Genomic DNA, 20,466 nt, shown 5'->3' on the forward strand with positions numbered 1-20,466 from the left:
TACTACTATTTATAATACTATGAGTGAAAACTGCCTTTTCTGCAAAATCATCAAGGGTGAAATCCCTTCCAAGAAAATCTACGAAGACGATGACGTTTTCGCCTTCTACGACATCGCCCCGCAAGCTCCGGTGCACTTCCTTGTGGTGCCGAAGCGCCATATCGCGACCATCATGGACATGAAGCCGGAAGATTGCGAACTGGTGGGCAAGATGCTCTACCGTGCGCAGCTCATCGCCAAAGACCTCGGCCTCGAAGAGGGCGGCGCCCGTTTCGTGTTCAACTGCAAGGCCGATGCCGGCCAGACCGTGTTCCACATCCACCTGCACGTCGTTGGCGGGCAGCAGATGGGCTGGCCTCCGTTCCCAGCGAAATAGACGAAAGAACGGGCCTTCGGCCCTATAGACGAAAGACGATAGATATACCTGTCCAAAATTCTTCATAAAATTGCTTGGTATATCAACAAATACAATTCTTTCGTCTATCGTCTACCAGCTATACAAAACTTGGCAACTTGTTGCCTTAGTTGTTGTTATCCACCTTGTGGAGAAGCGATCTTTCATCTATGATTAAAACCCGCGCGATAGTCCTGCACCGCTTCCCCTACAGCGATTCCAGCTGGATCGTGAAGGCGCTTACGGAAGAAACCGGCACAGTCTCCTTCATCGTGAAAGGAGGCAAGCGCAAGGATAGCCCGTTCAGGGGGGCGCTCGACCCGCTCGCCCTGTGCGAGATAGTGTATCGCGAGAACCCGAATACGGAACTGCAGTTCCTGAAGGAAGCGAGCGTCATCAACTGGCACGCGCACCTTCGCGAAGACCTGCTCGCCCTCGCGAAGGCGCAGGTGATGGCCGAAATCGTACTGCGGTACGCACCCGCGGGTGTCCCGCTGGAAGGGGAATTCGCCCTGCTGGAAGAGGCGCTCGCGACACTTGACGAACCCGATATTAAACTGCCCGCGGGCAATTCGCCGGAATCTAAACTGCCCGAAGCAGGCGTTGCTGCCGATATTAAACCGCCCGCAAACAAGTCGGGTGTTTTCGCCCGCTGGCTCCTGGACATCAGCGAACTCTGGGGCTACCACCTGGACATGCGCTCCTGCAGCCGCTGCGACCACCAAATCGAAGGCGTTCCGGCCGATTTCCATCCGGAAACAGGCGCATTCGTCTGCAAAAGCTGCCTCGGGGTCGAAACTCCCCGCGCTCGGCCCGAGACGCTCGCCGGTTTCGAGGCGCTGCGCACCGGCAGGGCAATCGCGCACCCGGAATACGTCGAGAACGCTCTCCTCGCCTACCTGCGCAGCCACATCGGGTTCATGCGCGAAATAAACTCGCTCAAGTTCCTGAATGAAACACGAAAGTTATACGACCGCTCGCGCTAGATTCCTGAATTAAATTACTCCGGTTTGCGCTCACTCCCACCTGCGACGACCTCGCGCCAAGTTCCAACATAATTTCTATCTTTTACACGCTGTGAAAAGCGCAGTTTATAGAAAGCGCTGTTCACAGAAAGCGCGGTTTATAAGCGCGGTTCATAAATAGGAGATGCTATGCTTACTGCGGAAAATATCCGCGCCTTGAAGGGCACGGGCAAGAAAGTTTCGATGATTACCGCCTACGACTTCGCGTTCGCCCAGATGGCAGAAGCCGCCGGAGTCGACCAGATTCTCGTGGGCGACAGCCTCGCGAACACCATGCTCGGCTACAAGAGCACCCGCGAAATCGGCATGACCGAAATGCTCATCTTCGTCGCCGCCGTCTGCCGCGGCGCACCCAACACACACGTGGTGGCCGACATGCCCTACAGAAGCGACAAGGATCCACAAACCGCATACGATAACGCCAAGCGCTTCATGGACTTAGGTGCAGCAAGCGTCAAGCTCGAGGGCACCCCCGCAGGCGTCATCGAATACCTGAGCAGCAAGGACATTCCCGTCTGCGCACACCTCGGACTGCTCCCGCAGACCGCCGAGAACTTCAAGCAGAAGGGCAAGACCGAAGAAGAGGCCCGCGCCATCGAAGACGCCGCCAAGTTCGTGGATAGCCTCGGATGCTTCGAGACGGTGCTCGAGCACATCCCCGAAGAACTCGGCAAGAAGATTACCGGCGAAGTGAAAAGCGTCACCATCGGTATCGGCGGCGGCAAGTTCACCGACGGACACGTGCTCGTGATGCACGATGCGCTCGGAATGCACCAGAAAAAGCTCCCTCCGTTCGCGACGAAGTTCGTCGACATGTATTCCCTGGGCGTAGAAGGCTTCCGCAAATACGTGGAGAGCGTGAAGAACGAAGCGTAACGCACCGCAAGCAGAATATTTTCACGGCGCGATGAAAAAGAAATGCCGCCGCGCAAAAAAATCTTGATTGAATGAAAAATTTTCTCTCGCGAATGAAAAATTTTTGGTGAAAAGAAAAAAAATCTCGTCGATGGCGGGATTTTTTTTGCAAGTGTTACGAAAATCACAAGTAATTCTTTGAGTATCATCAAGTTACAATCACCACGTAACGCACAGGTCAAAAAAGAGGCCAATCGCCTGTAACCCGCGTCGTTATTGGGCTCGCGTCATTTTACATACAAAGTAATTTTTATCCCTTATAAGACAACTTTTCCATCTTGTCAATATCTTTTTGAAAAAAAATGAAAAAATTTTTAAAAAGGTGTTGACTTTTTGTGAAAATAAAGTTATTTTAATGTCATCAAAACAATTAACCCTCAAAAAAGGAAGAATACAATGGCTACTACAAAGAAAACTGTTGCTAAGAAGGCTCCTGCCAAGAAGGCTGCTCCGGCTAAGAAGGCTGCCGCCAAGAAGCCGGCTGCTAAGAAGGCTGCTCCGAAGGCTGCTGCCAAGAAGGCTCCGGCCAAGAAGGCTGCCCCGGCTAAGAAGGCTGTTGCCAAGAAGGCTCCGGCCAAGAAGGCTGCTCCGGCTAAGAAGGCTGTTGCCAAGAAGGCTCCGGCTAAGAAGGTCGCTGCCAAGAAGGCTCCGGCTAAGAAGGCCGCCAAGAAGTAATTTTTATTCTTCTTTAAAGCTCTCTTTTGGAAAGGTCCCGCTCTGCGGGCCCTTTTCATTTTTGCACGTTTTAAACACAAATAAACATCCCGAAGCCATCAATCAATTTGAAACTTCATTTTATGCAGGGTATAAACAGTCTTATAAATGGAAGGCGTCGGCCAAGGCATCATTTAAAATCATTTTAAAGATAATTTCTATCTTTAAAAACATGATTTCGGAAAAAGACCTCGAAGAACTCCAGAAAATTCCCCTAGATGAACGTGTCAAGCGCGTCGAAGCGCTGCTCGAAACAAAGGAAAACCCGCGCGGTTTCGAACTCGGGCTCCTCCTCGCCCTCAAAATGGGTCAGGAAATCCGCGAAAAGAAACCCCTCGGGAGCGAATCGGGCGACCTCGTGGTAAGCTGGAAGGACAGATATTCCGAATATGTGATTGAAGAAGCCATCGCAAGTGCGAAGGAATTCCTGCTGCACCCGGCAAGCATCGCCGAAAAGATCAAGGCGGGCATGGACAAGTTCAACAAGGTGCCGGAGGATGCCGGGCATGACGTAGCCGGGCATGACGAAGCCGGTCAGCAAAACGCCACCGAGTCGAAGGACCAAAACGAGGCAGAAAATGGATAACAAACTCCAGGCCACCGTAGATATCGGAAGCCACAGCTGCATATTGCTGATCGCCGCATTCGAAGACGCTCCCGCAAGTTCACCAGCCGAAACAGCCGAAGCAGAAGTTAAGCCGCGCCAAAATTTGGTGCCAAAACTCCAGAAAGTGGAAATCTGCCGCCTGGGTGAAGACATTTACGAACATGGCGCCATCACGCCGGCCCGCATCGAGGAACTCTCGAGAGTGCTGACCAAGTTCCGCATGGACCTGCACGCGCTCGGCGCCGACCTCAAGGCGGCCGTCATGACCGAAGCGATGCGCAAGGCATCGAACCCGGACGAAGTTCTCGACGCGGCAGAAAAGGCGCTCTGGATGCGCCCGCGAATCATCAGCGGCGAAGAAGAAGGCAAGCTCACCTACCGTTCCGTGAAGGAATGGCACGGCGAAGGCATCGTCACCATCGATATCGGTGGCGGTTCCACCGAGCTCAGCAACGGCGAGACAACGTTCTCGATACCCGTCGGCGCACTCAAGATGTTCAAGGCGATGGGCCCGATTCCTGGACCGGAATACAAGAAGTTCGTGAAGGAGACATTCAAGGAAGTGAGCTTCAAGGGCATGACCAAGAAACCCGTCTACCTTATCGGCGGCACGGGAACCGCACTCGCGATGGTCTACCTCGACAAGCCGAAGTTCGACTACAAGGCCATCGAAGGGCTCGAGATGAGCATCGCCGACCTCGACGCGGTCACCACGCGCATATCGAACCTCTCGAAGGAACTGCGCGCGATGCTCCCGGGACTCGAGAACGGCAGGAGCGACGTGATTATCTGCGGGCTTTTCTGGCTCAAGTCGCTCCTGGAAAAACTGCGCGTAGAAACCTTCCGCATCAGCACCGCGGGCATCCGTTTCGGGCTCCTGTACCCGCCGGAACCCGAACCCGAAGCAAAACCGAAGGCGAAAAAGACACCACCCTGGCTGAAGAAGAAGTCCGAAGAGAATTCTGCGGAAGAAGGCGCGACCGACGCCGAATAACGTCATCCTGGAGGCCCATTGAGGCCGATAGGATCCATAGACTCTATCGCTGCTACGCTGCTCCAGAGTGACAGACCGTCATACTTCCACGAGCGTCGCGACGAGGCAAGAATCCTTCGTAGCGCCACTACCTGCAAAATCGATATCCTGTCCGCGCTTCCAAGCAGTGCGGGCTTTTTCGTGTACCGACCTGACAGCGGCAAGCACGTCGTGCGCAAAGGAATCAAGTGCGAACTCGCTGTAGTTGGAACTCACCATAATGAAGGCTCCCGCGTTCAGGAGCGCCGCACATTCCGAGACGAGCAGCATCAAGTGTTCGCGCACGTTGAAGTTGAACCCCTTGAAGCGCGCGAAACTCGGCGGGTCGAGCACGATACCATCGAACTTGAGTCCCTTCTTTGCGGCCCAGCGCACATATTCGAGCGCATTCCCGCGGAAAAATTCACCGGGGCGCAAGTCGAGCCCGTTCAGCGCATAGTTTTCGCGGCCCTTGTCAAGAATCTTCCCGCTGATATCGGCGTTCGTGGCGACTGCGGCACCCCCGAGGCGCGCGTGCACCGAGAAACTGCACGTATAGCTGAAGAGGTTCAGGAATCGCGCGTTATTAATCATCGCGCGGAAGCGATCTTCCACCTCGAGGCGCACGTGCCTCATGTCGAGGAACAGCCCCGGATTGACGGTATCGAGCAAGTCCACATGGAAGCGCGCGTTGCCCTCGCGCACCGTACCTACGGCCGCATCGCAGGTCCCGAACGCCACCTCCATGGGCGCGTTCTCAAGCGACTTGCCCGAACGGGAAAGCCTCTCCTTCACCACAATGCACGCGGGGTTGAACATCGCGGCCACCGCATCCACGAACTCGCGACGGCGCGGGAGCATCTCCGGCCCGAAGAACTGCACCTGCAAGCGGTCGCCGAAGCGGTCGAGCGTAAGCCCCGGGAACCCGTCGGCGGCTCCGTTCACAATGCGATAAGCGTCCGTCACCTCGAACAGCGACGCACGCTTTTCAAATGCAGTCCTAAGTAAATTCTTCATCATCTATAACGCATGCCCAAAATTTTCGAAGACTTCTTTCGTCTTTCGTCTGTAGCGAGCATGGCGAGCGTTCTTTCGTCTAAGTTTTGTCCATTGACTTGATCTGGTCCACGAACTCGCCCACTTCCTTGAACTCGCGATAGATGGAGGCGAAACGCACGTAGGCGACCGCGTCAAGTTTCTTGAGTTCCTGCATCACGAGGTTTCCGATGGTATCGTAGCCCACCTCGGAATTGTCGTTCACCGGCAGGGCGTTTTCCACGCGGGTCGCGAGTTCTTCGATGTCCTCGGGCGTAATCGGGCGCTTCTTGCACGAGTTCATAATGCCGCGAATCAGTTTTTCGCGCTGGAAAGGCTGCTTTTCGCCGCTCCTCTTCACGACCGTCAACGGCTGGAGTTCAATATACTCGCGGGTCGTGAACCTGCGACCGCAAGCCAGGCACTCACGCCGTCTGCGGATGGCGGTTCCACTCACGCGGCTATCGACCACCTTGTCGTTGTCGTTCTTGCAAAAAGGGCAAATCATGGCTAGAATATAGGTTATTTTGCGAAAAATTGCAAATTTTTTATTCTTTACAGCCCGCTAGTCCTTAATGCAGCGGACACTGAGCCATGTATCCTTGGGGAATGCGCCCGATTCCACGGATTCCTTTTCGTAGTGCATCACGAACATGAGCGCCCTCGCGTCGTTTTTCTCCGTGGCGGTCCAGAAGAAGGCGCCGTTGTTGCTGAAGCTACGCACGCCGTTCGTGTTGACATGCGAAACGGCCGCAGGCAAGGCAGCAAACCCGTAGTCATCCGTACCGACGACATAGTCCTTCTTGTCCTTGTCCCAATCGCGAGCAGCCTTGAGTTTCGTACCCGCGGTTGCGGAATCGCCCACGGCAGCAACCAGGTCGTTCCAGTCGTCTTCGCCCGGCAGGCGCCAATCGCGGGGGCATGCGTCAATCGCATCTTCCCAGGCGTACAGCCGCCCGTACTTTTCGTGAGACTTCCCGTTGTATTCAGGGAAAACCACGCTAGTTTCCGTTTCGTAATTCAGGTTCTCTGCCATCCATACACGCCCGCCGATAGTGACCGTGGCGTAAGTCTGGCCATCGCGCAGGTCGTGCAGGGTACCCGCGTCGGCATCGTATTCGCTTCCGCCGTTCCCATTCCCCGGCGTAACAAAGTCTCCGCCGTCATCGCTACAGGCGGCAAAGAAAAATGCCAAGGCAAGTGCCATGTAGAAAGCGTGTTTCATAGTCTCCTAGTCCTTTACACATCGGACAGAATTCAGACGACACTTATAGCCATTGGAGATGTACGCATCGTCATTATAACGCAGGTATAGGTAGTACGCCGAGTAGTTGTTTTTTGCTTTCTCCGTAGAACTCCAAAAATACGCGTAATCGCCCTCATCTTCGTAATTCAAACTAGAGTTATCGTCAACCTTGTAGCCTCCAGGTAACGCCGAGAATGCATAGGTATCCAAGCCGTTACCATTACCACTCCAGCCATTCGTTGACTTGAGCTCTTTAGCCACTACATCGGAGCCGCCAACTGCCGTGAACAATGTATCCCATTCTTCTTTAGTTGGCAGGTGCCAACCCTTGGGACAAACTCCGCGCACAGGGTATGTCGGAGAACACATCACAGTGTAACCGCACCCCTTGCCGTTCATGCTCCAAGTACCCACGCTATCCATGGCCGCAGCCCAGGTGTAAAGGCGACCATACTTGGCACAGTTGCGAGAGACATCGTCATAGCAAAAGGATTTTTTCGTCTCGAAGTTGAGATTCTCCGCCATCCAAGTCTGCGTCCCGATCGTGGCTGTTCTATATATCTGATTATCGCGCAAATCCTTAAGCGTTTTTGCAACATCATCATATTCGCTCCCCAAATCTATTGTCGAAGAAGAAAGAACAACGCTGCTGCTAGATTTCACAGAGCTGCTGCTGGACTTCGCGGAGCTGCTTGAAGCAACACTGGAGCTTGACTTAGCGCTCGAAGAGGACTTCTCGCTGCTAGATGTCATGCCGGCCGATGTGCCGGGATCGCCATTTTTGCTACTACTAGACACACTTGTCGAGCTAGAGCTCGACTGCGGTGTGACGCTAGAGGATGACGATGATGGCGCAATGCTACTGCTAGATAGATTCCCGGACGAGCCGGGGATGACAGAAGAAGAGGATTCTTCCTCCTCCGGCCGCACGAAACTACTCTCGTCATCACCACATGCCGCGAGGAAAAATGTCAGGGCAAGTACTGTCAGTAGATACACTTGCAACTTCGCTGCTGCGGTATGACGTATGGATCCTATCGCGCTACGCATAAAGTTCCTCCTTCATTAGTCCATATATAATATAAAAAAAGGAGACCCCCGCTCGGAGGCGGGGGTGACACTTAATAACGCAAGGGTGAAAAATTTGCAGTGCGGAGACTACAAATTACCCGTTCACCTTCTTGAAGTCGGCGACGTTCTGGGCAAACTCGGCGAGGTATTCCTTGGCCTTCGCAGCGACTGCCTCGGGCACGTAGCCGAATTCCTTCTCGAGCACGCCAGCCGGAGCGGATGCGCCGAAGCGTTCCAGGCCGCAAGCCTTGCCGAACCCGCCGACCACACGGTTGAAGAGAACCGGGAGGCCGCTGGAAAGCGCAAACACCGGAGTCCAGGGCACAATCACCTGGTCGCGGTATGCCTTATCCTGCTTGAGGAAGAGAGCCGGGCTAATCATGGAGACAACGCGCACGGCCTTGCCTTCGGCACGGAGGAGTTCGGCGGCCTGGTGTTCCAGGAGCACGTCGGAACCGTTCGCGACGAGAGTGAGGTCCGGGTGGGTGCCAGCAGCGGTATTGTCGCTCACGATGTAGGCGCCCTTGCGGCAGGCCTTCGCGGCTTCGTAGCGGTTTTCGCCGGGGAGCGTGTTCACCACCTGGCGGGTAAGGATAAGCGCCGTCGGGCTGTCGTTGTTCTCGAAAGCCATTTCCCAGGCGGCGAGAGTTTCGAATGCGTCTGCCGGACGGAGCACGAGCATTTCGGCCTTGCCGTTTTCCTTCGTGAGGCCTTCGAGCAGGCGGATCTGCGTCTCGTGTTCGATGGGCTGGTGCGTCGGGCCGTCTTCGCCCACGCGGAAGCTATCGTGCGTGAACACGTACTTGACAGGCAGGCCCATGAGGGCGGCCATGCGAATAGCGGGCTTCATGAAGTCGCTGAACACGAAGAACGTGGCACAAATCGGGAACAGGCCCTTCTGCAAGGCGATACCGTTCATGATGGCGCCCATCGTAAGTTCTGCAACGCCCACCTGCACGAACGCGCCCTTGAAATCGTTAGCGCGGAAGATGCCCGTCTTGTTGAGGAACGCCTGCGTGTTGTCGGAGTTGGAGAGGTCGGCGGAACTGCAGATGATGTTGTGGAAGTTCTCGGCGAGGTAGCCGAGCACCGTACCGCTCGTAACGCGGGTAGCGACCCCTTCCTTGATGGGGAGGTTCGAGAGGTTGAGCACCGGAGCCTTGCCGGAGAGCCATTCATTGAGGGTCGCGGACTTTTCGGCATTCGCAGCATCCCAGGCGGCCTTGGCCTTCTTCCATTCGGCGACAACCTTGCGGAGTTCGTTTGCGCGGGCTTCGAATGCAGCCTTCACGTCGTCGAACACCTGGAACGGGTCGTCCGGGTTACCGCCGAGGTTCTTGACCGTAGCGGTGGTGGAAGCACCGGCAGCGTTGAGCGGCTGCCCGTGCGTAGAAACTTCGCCTTCGTAGCTCTTGCCATCTTCGGCGACGGCACCCTTCGCCATCGTGGTGTGGCCGAACACGAGCGTCGGCTTTTCCTTTTCGGCCCAAGCGGCCTTGAAAGCCTTGCGGAGTTCGGCGATGTTGGAACCGTCGCATTCGATAACGCGGAAACCCCATGCCTTGTACTGGCCGACGAAGTCGTGGCTCATCACGTCTTCGGTCTTGCAGCTGAGCTGCACCTGGTTCGCGTCGTAGAAGAAGATGAGGTTCGAAAGCTTGAGGTGGCCCGCGATGCGGCCCACGCCGTAGGCAATTTCTTCTTCGAGGCCGCCGTCAGAAACAAGGCAGACCGTCTTGTGCTCGAGGATGGAGCCGAAGCGTTCCACCATGAAGCGTTCGGCGATGGCGGCGCCAAGTGCGATGCCGTGGCCGATGCCGAGCGGGCCCGAGGAGTTCTCGATGCCGAGCATCACGTCGAGTTCGGGGTGGCCGGGAGTGCGGCTGCCGAGCTGGCGGAAGTTCTTTACGTCTTCGAGGTTGAGGCGGCCGGTGAGCACGAGTTCGGAGTACAGGAGCGGGCTCATGTGGCCCGGGTCCATAAAGAAGCGGTCGCGGCCCATCCATTCCGGATCGTCCGGGTCGTAGCGCAAAAATTCCGCAAACAAAAGCGTCGTGGCGTCGGCGGCGCCCATCGCACCACCCGGATGCCCGGACTTCGCCTTCTGCACCATCGCGGCAGAGAGAATTCGGACGTTGTCAGCTGCTTTTGTAACTAGGGAGTCTTGCACGGTAAAACCTCTTTAGGGTGTTATTATTTACGCGCCAAATTTAGTTTTTTTCGCGCAATTTCACAAGGTCGAAAAGCCCAGTTAAAGCACGATAACATAAAAAGTTATATTTTGCGGGTAGACAAAAAACACGCATTACGGCTTCAAAAATGAAGATTAAAGACTCTATTCTGTTGACACTCAAGAACTTACTGCACCCCGCAGGCCTTATCGGCCTGGTTATCGCCCTCATCATCCCGGCCATCATCTGGTTTCTCGGTCGCCCCAGCGGAGGCCACAAGGAAATCATCCGCCAGCTCGACCTGAACCTCCCCCTCCCGCTGTTCCTGTTCCAAATGGCGGTCGCCATCATCCTGTTCGCGTTCCTGAACAAAGATTTCCGCGAATGGTTCAAGGGAATCCTCCCCCAAAAGCCGTTCAGCATCCTCGCCATAGCGGCGGCCATCGGCATCGCGGTATTCGCCGGCACCCAGATAGAGGCCCGCCACCGCGTACAGAGCGACGAGAGCGTGTTCATGTCGGTCGCCCAGAACATGTACCACAACCACGAATCGGGCACGTGCAACCAGGGCATATTCGACGGTTCGCACCTCAACTGCATCGCCAAGTCCAATAGCTTCAAGACGAAGGGGCTCGCCTTCCTCTACTTCCTCGGCATGCCCCTGTTCGGCACCGACCTGCACTGGATTTTCAACGCAGAACTCCTGATGCTCCCGCTCGCGTTCCTGCTAATGTTCCTCGCGATTGTCGCCTGGACCAAACAGCCCCTGCTCGCATTCCTCGCCGCCCTCCTCATGGCACTGCAGCCCACCGTGCTCTTCCAGTTCCGCGCCATGTCGGTGGAACCGCTCTACATATTCCTCTCCGCGCTCTCGCTGTTTATTTTCAAGTGGGCCTACGACCGCAACACCGTAATGCACTGGGCTCTCCTCGCCATCACGCTGGCATTCTTCGCACAGACCCGCCAGGAAACCGCATTCTGCCTGCTTTCCTTCATATTCTTCGCCTTCCCGAAAATCCTCGACAAGAAGGATTTCAAGGCGCCCACGTTCTTCGTGACGCTCTCGTTGTTCTCGGTACCGGCACTACTCACCATCAGCTACTTCCAGGGATTCGGGTTCCAGGGCGGCGAGTTCGAAGCCCACGGGCATTTCCTTGAAGACCTCAAGCGCAACTGGATCGAGATGACCCGCCCTCTCAAGGAAAACGGCGAACTCGAGAACCCGTTCCTCACCTACTTCAACTACCTGTTCGCCATCGGCGGAGTCTACCTGCTGTTCCGTGCCATCTACGACACCGCAAAGGGCTGCAAGTTCTACCTGTGGATGCTCGTGTTCCTCGTGCTCTACCACGTGCAGACCTACATGATTCTCGAGAACGTCTCGGGCGACTTCAGCATCCAGATTAACCAGCGCTACAGCCTGGTGATGCTGCCCAGCATGGCGTTTGTCGCAGCGCTCCCCATCGCGCACGCCATCGAGTATTTCGCAGCATCCGCAAGCAAGAAAGAGGCAAAGCCGCTTGCGTTTGCGGGCATGGTCATCGTCGCCATCATCCTCAGCGCATGGACGTTCCACTACAAGGAAGACTTCAACAAGAACATCATGTACAACCGCAACCACCTGACCACCGAGGAGCACGAAATTCTCGGCTGGCTCAAGGAACAGCCCGAAGCGGACCGCCTGTTTATCTACGGGAGGCCCTGGCACTTCGTGGGTTACGGAGTATCCTCCATCCACTACGACAAGGCGCGCCAGATGAGCGATGCCGAACTGCAAAAGTACATTGACAAGTACAACGGCGAAGTCTACTACATCCGCGGACTCGACTGCTGGGACAGCCAGACCTACCACAAGAAGGCGGTAGAACACCGCATCGCCACGACCTGCGACGTGTTCGAGCGCGAAATGGACCTCGTTGGCGTGAAAAACATCCTCATCACCAACAACTACTGGGTGCAAATCGCGAAGTTCAACGGGCGCAAGCACTACAACCCCACGAACATCATCCAGGTTTCTGAACCCGCGAAAGGCATAGCCGCACCGGCAAACGACAGCGCCACCGTAACTACAGGCGAGAGCGCCGTGGAAAATACGAGCGAAGCCCCGCTGCTCCTGAATTACAATCTCAAGGAACAGGCAGAAGCAACCCGGAACTGGGCACTCCGGATTACGCTCGACAGGTTCCTGGTAAAGGATACCGCCTACGCCCCCGGAGAATTCAACGTCCTGGTGGGTTACGACAAGTTGCAGCCCGGCTACAACACCATCCGCTATATCGTCACGGACACGCAGAAGAACACGAAACTAGCCGACATTTCCAAGTACTACTTCAACGCAGCCGGCGGGGCCTCCGCACTCGAACAAGGCTCAATAACCGAGCATCGCCAGGACTGGGGCAACCTCCGCTGGAACAAGAGCATCGAGAACCACGAGATGACGATAAACGGTAGCAAGTTCGAAAACGGGTTCGGCACGCACGCCAACTCCGAAACGACAATCGGCCTCGAGGGCAAGTATCGCGCGTTCCGCACGTCTTTCGGGCTCGACGACGAAAGCCTCTGCAGCGAGGGAGTCTCGGTGCAAATCATCGGCGACGGGCAAGTGCTCGCCACAAGCCCTGTATTCCAGAGCGGCGTAGTCCACACGCTTACCGCCAACACCGAAGGCGTGCAGAAACTGGTGCTCAAGACCACCGCGAAGGGCAGTATCGACTGCAGCCACGTCGACTTCGTACACCCCGTATTGATTCCATAATTTCTATTATTTAGCCATGCTCTTATCCGTAATCATTCCCGTATTTAACGAAGAAGAAATTGTTGCCGAAACTTACCGCGTCCTGGAAGAGGAACTCAAGGAATACGAGCACGAGCTCATTTTCGTGAACGACGGTTCCAAGGACCGCACCCGCGAAATCGTCGAGGGCCTGCTTCCGGGCAACCCGAACAACAAGATTATCAACTTCAGCCGTAACTTTGGCCACCAGGCCGCCTTCAGCGCGGGCCTCGACCATGCCACAGGCGATGCGGTGGTGATTATCGACGGCGACCTGCAAGACCCGCCGAGTCTCATCCACGAGATGATGGTCAAGTGGCGCGAGGGCTACCAGGTCGTTTACGCGCAGAGGAACAAGCGCAAGGGCGAAACCATCTTCAAGCGCTTTACCGCGTTCTGCTTCTACCGCCTTATCGGCAAGCTCACGAGCATCGATATCCCGCCCGATACCGGCGACTACCGCCTCATGGACCGCTGCGTGGTGGACCAGCTCAAGAACCTCCCCGAAAGGAGCCGCTTTTTGCGCGGACTCGTGTGCTGGGTAGGCTTCAAGAAGATCGGCGTCAAGTACGACCGCGCAGAACGCACCGCGGGCACCTCCAAGTACCCGCTCAAGAAGATGATGCGGCTCGCCTTCGACGGCATTACCGGATTCAGTTCCGCACCGCTCAAGGTCAGTTTCTACATGGGATTCTTCGCGACCCTCGTCGGCCTCGGCGTGCTCGTGTGGTCCATCCTCGAGAAGTTCCTCTCCCCCGCCACGACCGTGCCGGGCTGGGCATCGCTCATGACCGCCATCGTGTTCTTTGCAGGCGTGCAGCTCATGTCGATAGGAATCCTCGGCGAATACATCGGCCGCATCTACGACGAAGTCAAACAGCGCCCGCTGTACATCGAGGACAAGAACAAGTAATTTTTTAGACGGCGAACAACTTTGATACAAAAAACCGACCCACGCAGGGCCGGTTTTTCTGTTCCTTAAGCGCATTAGCCTTTTTTATTCGCGCAAGGACGAATATATAAGGCGAATGGGGAACAATTGAGTCTTGGGTCGCGACTCTATGCTGTAATCGTGTCCGGCATTACCTTTGGGATAGAAACAGAGCGCCTTTGCTGTTTCGGAGTCTTTATTTCCTGACCACAGCCAAAAACACGTTACATTGTCTTTGTTTTGATGTTCATAATTCGTTCCGTCCGATGTACTAAAATATCCCGAAGGAAGGGCGTAAAAACCGGATTCGTTCGTACCATACATTTCTACAGACCAGAGTCGACCCACATTTCCGACAGCCTCTAGCAATGCCGCAGCCTCTGTCGAATCCGGCAAAGTCCAAGCTTGATACTGTTCGTCCTTGTTGACTGCGTCCATGGAGGCAATATCAAAAGCACTCCTGTAGTCATAGTAGACACCGTTGCTATCACAAGGGGCTTGATCGATTGCTTTATTGCGGCACCGCATAATATGTTCAGGTGTTTGCAACGCGCCACCATAATAATTAAGGTTTTGCGCCATCCATTTCTTGCCACCTATCGTAACAGTCGCATAGGGTCCCGAATCCTGCAAGTATGTTTCTCTTGAGATAAAGACTGACGAAGAAGAACTTCTCGGATTTTCTGTTGTAAGGGATTCTGTCACGCAACGGACTGCAAAAGAGGCAGACGCTGAATTTTCTTCCAGAATCTTCTTATCTACACCGACAACCGCGCCAGATTCTCTGTTATTACTGAATTGAAGAGCATACACTGTATCATCCTTAGATGATTGCGTCCAGTACATTCCCTCATTTTCAGTCTTATGTCCCTCTGTCATAAGGAAATAGCCACCTAATTTGCTCCTCAAATCAACCTTCTCTTCAAGTCCCTTAGAGTTATTAAACTCATCTATTGTCGGGAGGCGCCAACCTGGCGGGCAGGCTTCTTGAGCGGATTTCCATGAATACAGGGGATGTGAGAAATTGCCCATTTCCATTTGATCTGTTCGATAACTCAAATCCTCGTCCATCCAGACAAGACCGTTATACCTCACATACGGGTAGATATGCGATGGGCCCCCATTGTCAGGACGAGGATCCTTAAATTCACCACTTGAACTATAATCGGAAGACGAGGAGGATGTTGCCGAACTGCTGCTCAATGGTTTCGCATCCTTCATGCAGCGAACTGAGCGACGATTACTCGCCAGGGTGTATACTTCAATTTTTGGATGAGAGTCTGCCCAATACATTCCCACGCCCCACGCATCATAGCTGTTTTTCACTTCGCTCGTCCAGAAAGCAGCATCAATCCCTTTGCCCGCATACTTCACGTCAGATCCTGTATCCGAGCCTCCTGCAGCAAACGCAGAAAATCCAAAGGCATCATCTCCATTGCCATCGCCATTTTTAGTCCAGCTCGTCGTTGCTTTGAGGTGTGTAGCCGCAGTTGCCTTTCCACCCACCGACTCAAACAAAATGCTCCAGTCGGTCGTATCCGGCAAGCGCCAACCTTCGGGGCAAACTTTCATAGCAGCATCCCACGAATAAAGGCGGCCGTACATATCACAATACTTGGTGGAATCTCTATAACAGGAACTACCATCCACCACGGCATTCATATTTTCCGCCATCCATTCCTGATTGCCGATTGTGGCTGTCCTATACTTTTGCCCTTTGTAATCAATTTTGCCGTAACTTCCTGGAGGCGGGGTGTAGCTGGACATCGGAACTATTGAAGAAGACGAGGATTCGGACGAACTACTCGACTTCGCGGAGCTGCTGGATACTTCTTCCGAACTCGATGTCGGGACAGAAGATGACGACGGATTATTGCCATCCGAAGACGAAGGCAACGGATTATCGCCACCCGACGGAGAAGATTCGCCCTCGTCGTCCGCATATTCCAGCGCCCCGAAGTTGTTGTCGAACTCTTCCTGGTAGTTGCTACAGGCAGCGAAGAGGAACGCGAGGATAAGCGCAAAGAACGGCGACTTACTCAATCTTTCGTCTTTCGTCTTTCGTCTTTCGTCTATAAACATAATTTCCTCCCTAGAACGCAAGGCTTATGCCTAGCCCGATTCCGCCCACAATGGCTATGCCGATGCCTGCCGTACGATACTTCTGGTACTTCCCGATGTCGTCGTGGCGGTTATTGAATTCTTCGCGCGAAGCCGGCATTTTTTCGCTTTCGCTTTTCGCCTTGTTGTTATACACCACAGCAAGCGTCGTGCCCGCAACGAGCGCCGCCGCCGAAATCCCGAGGAACACCCAGCGTGCGCCGCTCGACTTCTTTGCTTCGGGCAAGCCGTTATCCACATTGTCGCCCGCCTGCGGGGCCGGTTCCGCTACCGGAGCGGTATTGGACACCGTTCCCGAGGCGGTTACCACCTCGGATGCAACCGTCTTCGTGTTCATCTTGGGCATCGCCTTGATGGCCGTAGAATCGCGCCCCCAAATCCAGCGGCCCACGAGGTCGTTGCTCGCCTTCTCGAACTCCACGCGGCCCTTGTAGGTGGCCATCTCGCCGTCGCGCCCCTTCGGGAAGTTCACCGACTTGTCCTTCATGTCCACCAGCAGGTGCGCGTTCTCCTTGCCCGAAGGAATCTGCGTCACGTTGAAGAGTTCGGCGCCGCTCAGGTAGTACGCGCCCGCCACCGGCCTGTTCAGGTCCAGGTAGAGCGAGAGGTCGCTCGTATCGAGCACCACCTTCAGGTTCGTCTTCGTATGCAAAAGCGAATCGTTCATGTGGTCGAGCGCCTGCACAAAGAGCGGCGCAAACTCGTCGCCCGACTTGCGCAGCACAATGTCACCGCACTTCGAGAGCCAGAGTTCGGTAAAATGCTTCTGCTGGTCCATGCGGCGTTCGTCGTAGCGCAGCTTGAAGTTGTAAGATGCATCGAAAGCGCCCGCATGCGAGAGCGGTTCCAGGTCCACGCCGCCCTCGATTTTCAGGAGGTTCTCCTTGCTCGCGATAATGCGGGAAAAAGCGTCGGTACAGGCGTCAATCTGCTGCGTGCGCTGTTCCAGGTCGTTCGCCATGGTCACCACGCCCAGGCGCAGTTCGCCGGTCACTTCCATATAGCGCGATTCGAATTCGGGGAGTTCCACGGCATAAAAATGACCGCACTCCTCGTCTAGCACGTCGTTTATAGAAACCATGCTACACCGGTCGTTCATTTTCGCGATGCGGTTCGCACGGGTAATCAGGGAATCAAGTTCGGGATTATCGCTCCCGATGCCCGCCTTCAACTGCTGCAGGTCGGCCTGTATCGCCTGGAACTCGGAGGCGTCCTTCACAAAGATAGATACAGTCGGGTCGGCAAAGGCCATGCCTGCAAGGCACGCCAAGGCAACAACAAGAAAACAAGATTTCATACCATCTCCTACACCCTTACACCATTTGCAAACAAATATAATAACCCAAAAACTTTTTTCCTTGCGGCGATTCCTTCCAATTGCGTTAAATCACACTCCAGGCCTCTATTTACTTGAGTAAAATCACATTCCCGATTTCTCGTTTGTTGCAAATCACATTTCAGCCAGGATTCACGCAAGCGGGTTTCACCGCCACTTTGGCATTTTCACCGCCTTTTACTACATTTGGGGGCATGAAAAACAAGCTTTTCGTGATGAGTGCCGCTAGCGGCGCAGGCAAGACCACCCTCAAGGACAAGGTCATCGGCGAATTCCCGGACATCGTGTATTCCATCTCGGCAACGACGCGCAAGCCCCGCGAGGGCGAAGTCGACGGCGTGCACTACTTCTTCAAGACGAAGGAAGAATTCGAGCAGATGATCAAGGACGATGCGCTGGTGGAATACAACCTGGTGCACGGCAACTACTACGGTACTCCCAAGTTCTTCGTGGAAGACATGCTCAGGCAGGGCAAACGAGTCCTGTTCGACATCGACGTGTTCGGCAAGGTGAACTTCGACAAGGTCTACCCCGAGGCGACGGGCATCCTCATCCTCCCCCCGAGCGAAGAAGAACTCGAACGCAGGCTCCGCGGCCGCGGAACAGACAGCGAAGAGGTCATCCAGACCCGCCTCCACAACGCGAAAAAGGAGATGGAATTCGCGAAAACGCAGGGGAAATACGAATATACCATCGTGAACGACGACCTCGAGAAGGCGGCAAACGAGCTCCGCGCTATATTAAAAGGCGAGGCTTAAAAAAGCACTTTTTTGGCGATTTTGAAGAAATTTCGCCAATTTTTATAGTTTTAGACGTTAGTTTATATGTAAAGAACGGAATTTTTTACATTTCCGTCCTTTACACACAAAAGTTTTATTTCTATATTGCCTCGGCAAAAACAATAACCCCGTATTACGGGACCCCCAAAAAGAGGTTAAAATGGCAACTGTTATCCGTCTCGCCCGCTTCGGCAAGCGTCACAACCCCATCTACCGTGCCATCGTCATCGACAACCGCAAGGCTCGCGACGATAGCTTTATCGAACAGGTCGGTTTCTACAACCCGAACCTCAAGAAGGCCGAAATCCGCTTCGACCAGGAAAAGATTCTCAAGTGGCTCTCCGTCGGCGCCCAGCCGTCCGACACCGTCCGCAACCTCCTGAAGCAGGTCGGCATCCTCGACCTGTTCCACGAAATCAAGGCCGGCCGTTCCATCGAAGGCAAGACCGCCAATCCGCGTCCGGAAAAGAAGAAGGCCGTGAAGCTCGGCCCCAAGGCCCTCGCCAAGATCGAAGCCGAAAAGGCCGCCAAGGAAGCCGCCGCTGCTGAAGCTGCCGCTGCCGCCGAAGCCCCGGCTGAAGCTGCTGCCGAGGCTCCTGCCGAAGCATAATCATGCTTTTCTAAAGAGTCCTGTGCCCCGCGCACGGGACTTTTTTTATCCACCGAAACGCACAACTCCAACTCACCGATGTCCGATTCCGAAACCTACATCACCGTCTGCCAGCTCATGCGCACGCATGGCGTGAAGGGTTACATCAAGGCGATGCCCCTCACCCACGACATTACGCGCCACAAGAGCCTCAAGGACGTGCGCCTCAAGAAGACGAACGGCGAGGAACTGGACCTGCGTATCGAGGATTCCAAGCAGGCGAACGACATCTGGCTATTGAAGTTCGAGGGCTACGACACGCCCGAGTCGCTTACGCATTTCGTGAACGGCGACGTGATGATTCCGGAATCGGAGAGGTTGCCCGCACCCGAGGGCGAGTACTACATCGACGACCTGGAAGGCTTCCGCGTCCATACGGAAGACGGCAAGGACATTGGCGAAGTGCTCGAGGTCCAGGAACTGCCGACGGTCAACGCTTTCAACATCAAGTTCGACGACGCGTTCAAGTCCGAGTTCAGCAGCAAGTCCATCCTCGCCCCGTGGATAGACGACTGCGTGCTCGATATCGACGAGGACGGAGAGTTCATCGTGTGCGACGCGGCCTACCTGAAGGCGCTCTGCCCCGAGGACCATTCCGCGGAGGCATGATGGTTATCGACTGCATCACCATATTCCCCGAGATGTTCGCCCCGATGAAGCAATCCATCATGGGGCGCGCACAGGCGAAGGGCCTGCTGGAATTCAACACGGTCTACCTGCGCGACTTCGCGATAAACGACTACGGCCAGGTGGACGACGTGCCCTACGGGGGCGAACCGGGCATGGTGCTCCGGCCCGAACCGCTCGCCGCCGCCATCCGCAGTACCGGAGTGAAGCAGGACGGCGGGAAGGTCATCTACCTCACGGCAGACGGCGTGCCCTTTACGCACAAGATTGCGGAAGAACTCTCGCACGAATCCCACCTGGTTCTCGTGTGCGGGCACTACAAGGGCATCGACGACCGCATCCGCCAGACCGAGGTCGATATGGAGATTTCCATAGGCGATTTCGTGGTCAGCGGCGGCGAACTGCCCGCAATGCTCGTGACCGACGCGGTCGTGAGGCTCATCGACGGCGCCCTCGGGAACCGCGAGAGCGGCGATACCGACTCCTTCGCGCAGGGCGTACTGGGGTGGCCGGTCTACACCCGCCCGGAGGAATTTGAGGGAAAAAAGGTGCCCGAAGTGCTACTTTCGGGCCATCACAAGAACATTTCTGAGTGGCGGAGGCAAGAATCTTTAAAAAGAACGCAAGAAAGACGCCCCGACATCTTTGAAAAACTGAAATTAAATACTAAATTTGGCGACAAATAAAAAGAGGTACACAATTATGTCCCTGAACATCGAAGCAATCCACAGCGAAAACGTTAAGTCCGACGTGCCTGCCTTCCGTGCCGGCGATACCGTCACTGTCAACGTCAAGGTCATTGAAGGCACCAAGGAACGTATCCAGCCGTTCAAGGGTGTTGTCATCCAGCAGAAGAACTCCGGCATTTCCAAGACCCTCACGGTCCGCAAGATGTCCGGCTCCGTGGCCGTTGAACGTATTTTCCCGATCAACAGCCCCCGCATCGATTCCATCGTTCTCGATCGCGCCGGTAAGGTCCGCCAGTCTCGCATCTACTACATGCGCAACCTCCGCGGCAAGGCTGCCCGTATCGAAGAACGCGAAGCCTAATCAGGCTTCT

General features: G+C 55.0%; 20 protein-coding genes. 13 read left to right on the forward strand and 7 right to left on the reverse strand.

Annotation, left to right across the window (positions count from 1 at the left end; all coding sequences use genetic code 11):
* Window positions 1–19 precede the first annotated feature (19 nt).
* From CRO08_RS13590 to CRO08_RS13615, 6 genes are all read left to right on the forward strand, one after another.
* A complete protein-coding gene (locus CRO08_RS13590; RefSeq protein WP_097036637.1) occupies window positions 20–376 on the forward strand; it encodes a histidine triad nucleotide-binding protein in 357 nt (118 codons plus the stop codon).
* 188 nt (window positions 377–564) lie between these two features.
* On the forward strand, window positions 565–1,380 hold the full coding sequence (gene recO / locus CRO08_RS13595) for a DNA repair protein RecO (protein ID WP_097036638.1): 816 nt from the start codon (window positions 565–567) through the stop codon (window positions 1,378–1,380).
* A gap of 168 nt (window positions 1,381–1,548) precedes the next feature.
* Complete coding sequence (gene panB, locus CRO08_RS13600) at window positions 1,549–2,295, forward strand: 3-methyl-2-oxobutanoate hydroxymethyltransferase (protein WP_097036639.1); 747 nt, start codon at window positions 1,549–1,551, stop codon at window positions 2,293–2,295.
* Window positions 2,296–2,730: 435 nt separating this feature from the next.
* Window positions 2,731–3,009 (forward strand): hypothetical protein, encoded by a 279-nt coding sequence (locus CRO08_RS13605; RefSeq protein WP_097036640.1) that lies wholly within the window; start codon window positions 2,731–2,733, stop codon window positions 3,007–3,009.
* A gap of 211 nt (window positions 3,010–3,220) precedes the next feature.
* The gene (locus tag CRO08_RS13610) at window positions 3,221–3,634 is read left to right on the forward strand and encodes a hypothetical protein (protein ID WP_097036641.1); all 414 of its coding nucleotides are present in this window, start codon (window positions 3,221–3,223) and stop codon (window positions 3,632–3,634) included.
* Window positions 3,627–4,649, forward strand: a complete 1,023-nt coding sequence (locus CRO08_RS13615; protein WP_097036642.1) for a phosphatase — start codon at window positions 3,627–3,629, stop codon at window positions 4,647–4,649. Before CRO08_RS13610 ends, CRO08_RS13615 begins: the two co-directional genes overlap by 8 nt.
* A 78-nt stretch (window positions 4,650–4,727) precedes the next feature.
* On the opposite strand, the gene CRO08_RS13620 is transcribed toward CRO08_RS13615, so the two are convergent.
* From CRO08_RS13620 to CRO08_RS13640, 5 genes are all read right to left on the reverse strand, one after another.
* On the reverse strand, window positions 4,728–5,687 hold the full coding sequence (locus tag CRO08_RS13620) for a class I SAM-dependent rRNA methyltransferase (RefSeq protein WP_097036643.1): 960 nt from the start codon (window positions 5,685–5,687) through the stop codon (window positions 4,728–4,730).
* A 76-nt stretch (window positions 5,688–5,763) separates the two neighbouring features.
* Window positions 5,764–6,210, reverse strand: coding sequence for a transcriptional regulator NrdR (gene nrdR / locus CRO08_RS13625; protein WP_097036644.1), 447 nt, complete (start codon window positions 6,208–6,210; stop codon window positions 5,764–5,766).
* Window positions 6,211–6,267: 57 nt separating this feature from the next.
* Window positions 6,268–6,927, reverse strand: a complete 660-nt coding sequence (locus CRO08_RS13630) for a fibrobacter succinogenes major paralogous domain-containing protein (RefSeq protein ID WP_097036645.1) — start codon at window positions 6,925–6,927, stop codon at window positions 6,268–6,270.
* A 6-nt stretch (window positions 6,928–6,933) separates the two neighbouring features.
* Window positions 6,934–7,947, reverse strand: coding sequence for a fibrobacter succinogenes major paralogous domain-containing protein (locus CRO08_RS13635; protein ID WP_255252390.1), 1,014 nt, complete (start codon window positions 7,945–7,947; stop codon window positions 6,934–6,936).
* A 166-nt stretch (window positions 7,948–8,113) separates the two neighbouring features.
* The gene (locus CRO08_RS13640) at window positions 8,114–10,189 is read right to left on the reverse strand and encodes a transketolase (RefSeq protein ID WP_097036646.1); all 2,076 of its coding nucleotides are present in this window, start codon (window positions 10,187–10,189) and stop codon (window positions 8,114–8,116) included.
* A 149-nt stretch (window positions 10,190–10,338) separates the two neighbouring features.
* On the opposite strand from CRO08_RS13640, the gene CRO08_RS13645 reads away from it, so the two are divergent.
* Together CRO08_RS13645 and CRO08_RS13650 are read left to right on the forward strand one after the other, a co-directional pair.
* Entirely contained in the window at window positions 10,339–12,945 is a 2,607-nt protein-coding gene (locus CRO08_RS13645; protein WP_097036647.1) for an NPCBM/NEW2 domain-containing protein, read from the forward strand.
* A gap of 16 nt (window positions 12,946–12,961) precedes the next feature.
* Window positions 12,962–13,876 (forward strand): glycosyltransferase family 2 protein, encoded by a 915-nt coding sequence (locus CRO08_RS13650; protein WP_073187659.1) that lies wholly within the window; start codon window positions 12,962–12,964, stop codon window positions 13,874–13,876.
* Between the two features lie 84 nt (window positions 13,877–13,960).
* On the opposite strand, the gene CRO08_RS13655 is transcribed toward CRO08_RS13650, so the two are convergent.
* Window positions 13,961–15,976 carry an FISUMP domain-containing protein gene (locus CRO08_RS13655; protein WP_097036648.1) on the reverse strand — a complete coding sequence of 672 codons (2,016 nt, stop codon included), beginning with the start codon at window positions 15,974–15,976 and terminating at the stop codon, window positions 13,961–13,963.
* 10 nt (window positions 15,977–15,986) lie between these two features.
* Window positions 15,987–17,312 (reverse strand): hypothetical protein, encoded by a 1,326-nt coding sequence (locus CRO08_RS13660; RefSeq protein ID WP_097036649.1) that lies wholly within the window; start codon window positions 17,310–17,312, stop codon window positions 15,987–15,989.
* Between the two features lie 233 nt (window positions 17,313–17,545).
* Here CRO08_RS13660 and gmk point away from each other — a divergent pair, with 233 nt between their 5' ends.
* From gmk to rplS, 5 genes are all read left to right on the forward strand, one after another.
* Window positions 17,546–18,109, forward strand: coding sequence for a guanylate kinase (gmk, locus tag CRO08_RS13665; RefSeq protein WP_072808880.1), 564 nt, complete (start codon window positions 17,546–17,548; stop codon window positions 18,107–18,109).
* 181 nt (window positions 18,110–18,290) lie between these two features.
* Window positions 18,291–18,740, forward strand: coding sequence for a 30S ribosomal protein S16 (rpsP, locus tag CRO08_RS17515; RefSeq protein ID WP_072808458.1), 450 nt, complete (start codon window positions 18,291–18,293; stop codon window positions 18,738–18,740).
* Window positions 18,741–18,818: 78 nt separating this feature from the next.
* Complete coding sequence (gene rimM, locus CRO08_RS13675) at window positions 18,819–19,388, forward strand: ribosome maturation factor RimM (RefSeq protein ID WP_097036650.1); 570 nt, start codon at window positions 18,819–18,821, stop codon at window positions 19,386–19,388.
* Window positions 19,388–20,092, forward strand: a complete 705-nt coding sequence (trmD, locus tag CRO08_RS13680; protein WP_072808882.1) for a tRNA (guanosine(37)-N1)-methyltransferase TrmD — start codon at window positions 19,388–19,390, stop codon at window positions 20,090–20,092. Before rimM ends, trmD begins: the two co-directional genes overlap by 1 nt.
* 16 nt (window positions 20,093–20,108) lie before the next feature.
* Window positions 20,109–20,456: a 50S ribosomal protein L19 gene (gene rplS / locus CRO08_RS13685; RefSeq protein ID WP_073114659.1), complete on the forward strand. Its 348-nt coding sequence runs from the start codon at window positions 20,109–20,111 to the stop codon at window positions 20,454–20,456.
* Window positions 20,457–20,466 lie beyond the last annotated feature (10 nt).

The sequence above is a fragment of the Fibrobacter sp. UWT3 genome (genome assembly GCF_900230125.1).
Taxonomy (GTDB): domain Bacteria; phylum Fibrobacterota; class Fibrobacteria; order Fibrobacterales; family Fibrobacteraceae; genus Fibrobacter.

Excerpts from the sequence above, each read along its gene's own strand:
- CRO08_RS13620 (WP_097036643.1), bottom strand. The coding sequence starts at position 5,687 with ATGATGAAGAATTTACTTAGGACTGCATTTGAAAAGCGTGCGTCGCTG.
- rplS (WP_073114659.1), top strand. The coding sequence starts at position 20,109 with ATGTCCCTGAACATCGAAGCAATCCACAGCGAAAACGTTAAGTCCGAC.
- nrdR (WP_097036644.1), bottom strand. The coding sequence starts at position 6,210 with ATGATTTGCCCTTTTTGCAAGAACGACAACGACAAGGTGGTCGATAGC.
- CRO08_RS13660 (WP_097036649.1), bottom strand. The coding sequence starts at position 17,312 with ATGAAATCTTGTTTTCTTGTTGTTGCCTTGGCGTGCCTTGCAGGCATG.
- rimM (WP_097036650.1), top strand. The coding sequence starts at position 18,819 with ATGTCCGATTCCGAAACCTACATCACCGTCTGCCAGCTCATGCGCACG.
- CRO08_RS13615 (WP_097036642.1), top strand. The coding sequence starts at position 3,627 with ATGGATAACAAACTCCAGGCCACCGTAGATATCGGAAGCCACAGCTGC.
- gmk (WP_072808880.1), top strand. The coding sequence starts at position 17,546 with ATGAAAAACAAGCTTTTCGTGATGAGTGCCGCTAGCGGCGCAGGCAAG.
- recO (WP_097036638.1), top strand. The coding sequence starts at position 565 with ATGATTAAAACCCGCGCGATAGTCCTGCACCGCTTCCCCTACAGCGAT.
- CRO08_RS13630 (WP_097036645.1), bottom strand. The coding sequence starts at position 6,927 with ATGAAACACGCTTTCTACATGGCACTTGCCTTGGCATTTTTCTTTGCC.
- CRO08_RS13655 (WP_097036648.1), bottom strand. The coding sequence starts at position 15,976 with ATGTTTATAGACGAAAGACGAAAGACGAAAGACGAAAGATTGAGTAAG.
- CRO08_RS13610 (WP_097036641.1), top strand. The coding sequence starts at position 3,221 with ATGATTTCGGAAAAAGACCTCGAAGAACTCCAGAAAATTCCCCTAGAT.
- panB (WP_097036639.1), top strand. The coding sequence starts at position 1,549 with ATGCTTACTGCGGAAAATATCCGCGCCTTGAAGGGCACGGGCAAGAAA.
- CRO08_RS13590 (WP_097036637.1), top strand. The coding sequence starts at position 20 with ATGAGTGAAAACTGCCTTTTCTGCAAAATCATCAAGGGTGAAATCCCT.
- CRO08_RS13650 (WP_073187659.1), top strand. The coding sequence starts at position 12,962 with ATGCTCTTATCCGTAATCATTCCCGTATTTAACGAAGAAGAAATTGTT.
- CRO08_RS13605 (WP_097036640.1), top strand. The coding sequence starts at position 2,731 with ATGGCTACTACAAAGAAAACTGTTGCTAAGAAGGCTCCTGCCAAGAAG.
- rpsP (WP_072808458.1), top strand. The coding sequence starts at position 18,291 with ATGGCAACTGTTATCCGTCTCGCCCGCTTCGGCAAGCGTCACAACCCC.
- trmD (WP_072808882.1), top strand. The coding sequence starts at position 19,388 with ATGGTTATCGACTGCATCACCATATTCCCCGAGATGTTCGCCCCGATG.
- CRO08_RS13645 (WP_097036647.1), top strand. The coding sequence starts at position 10,339 with ATGAAGATTAAAGACTCTATTCTGTTGACACTCAAGAACTTACTGCAC.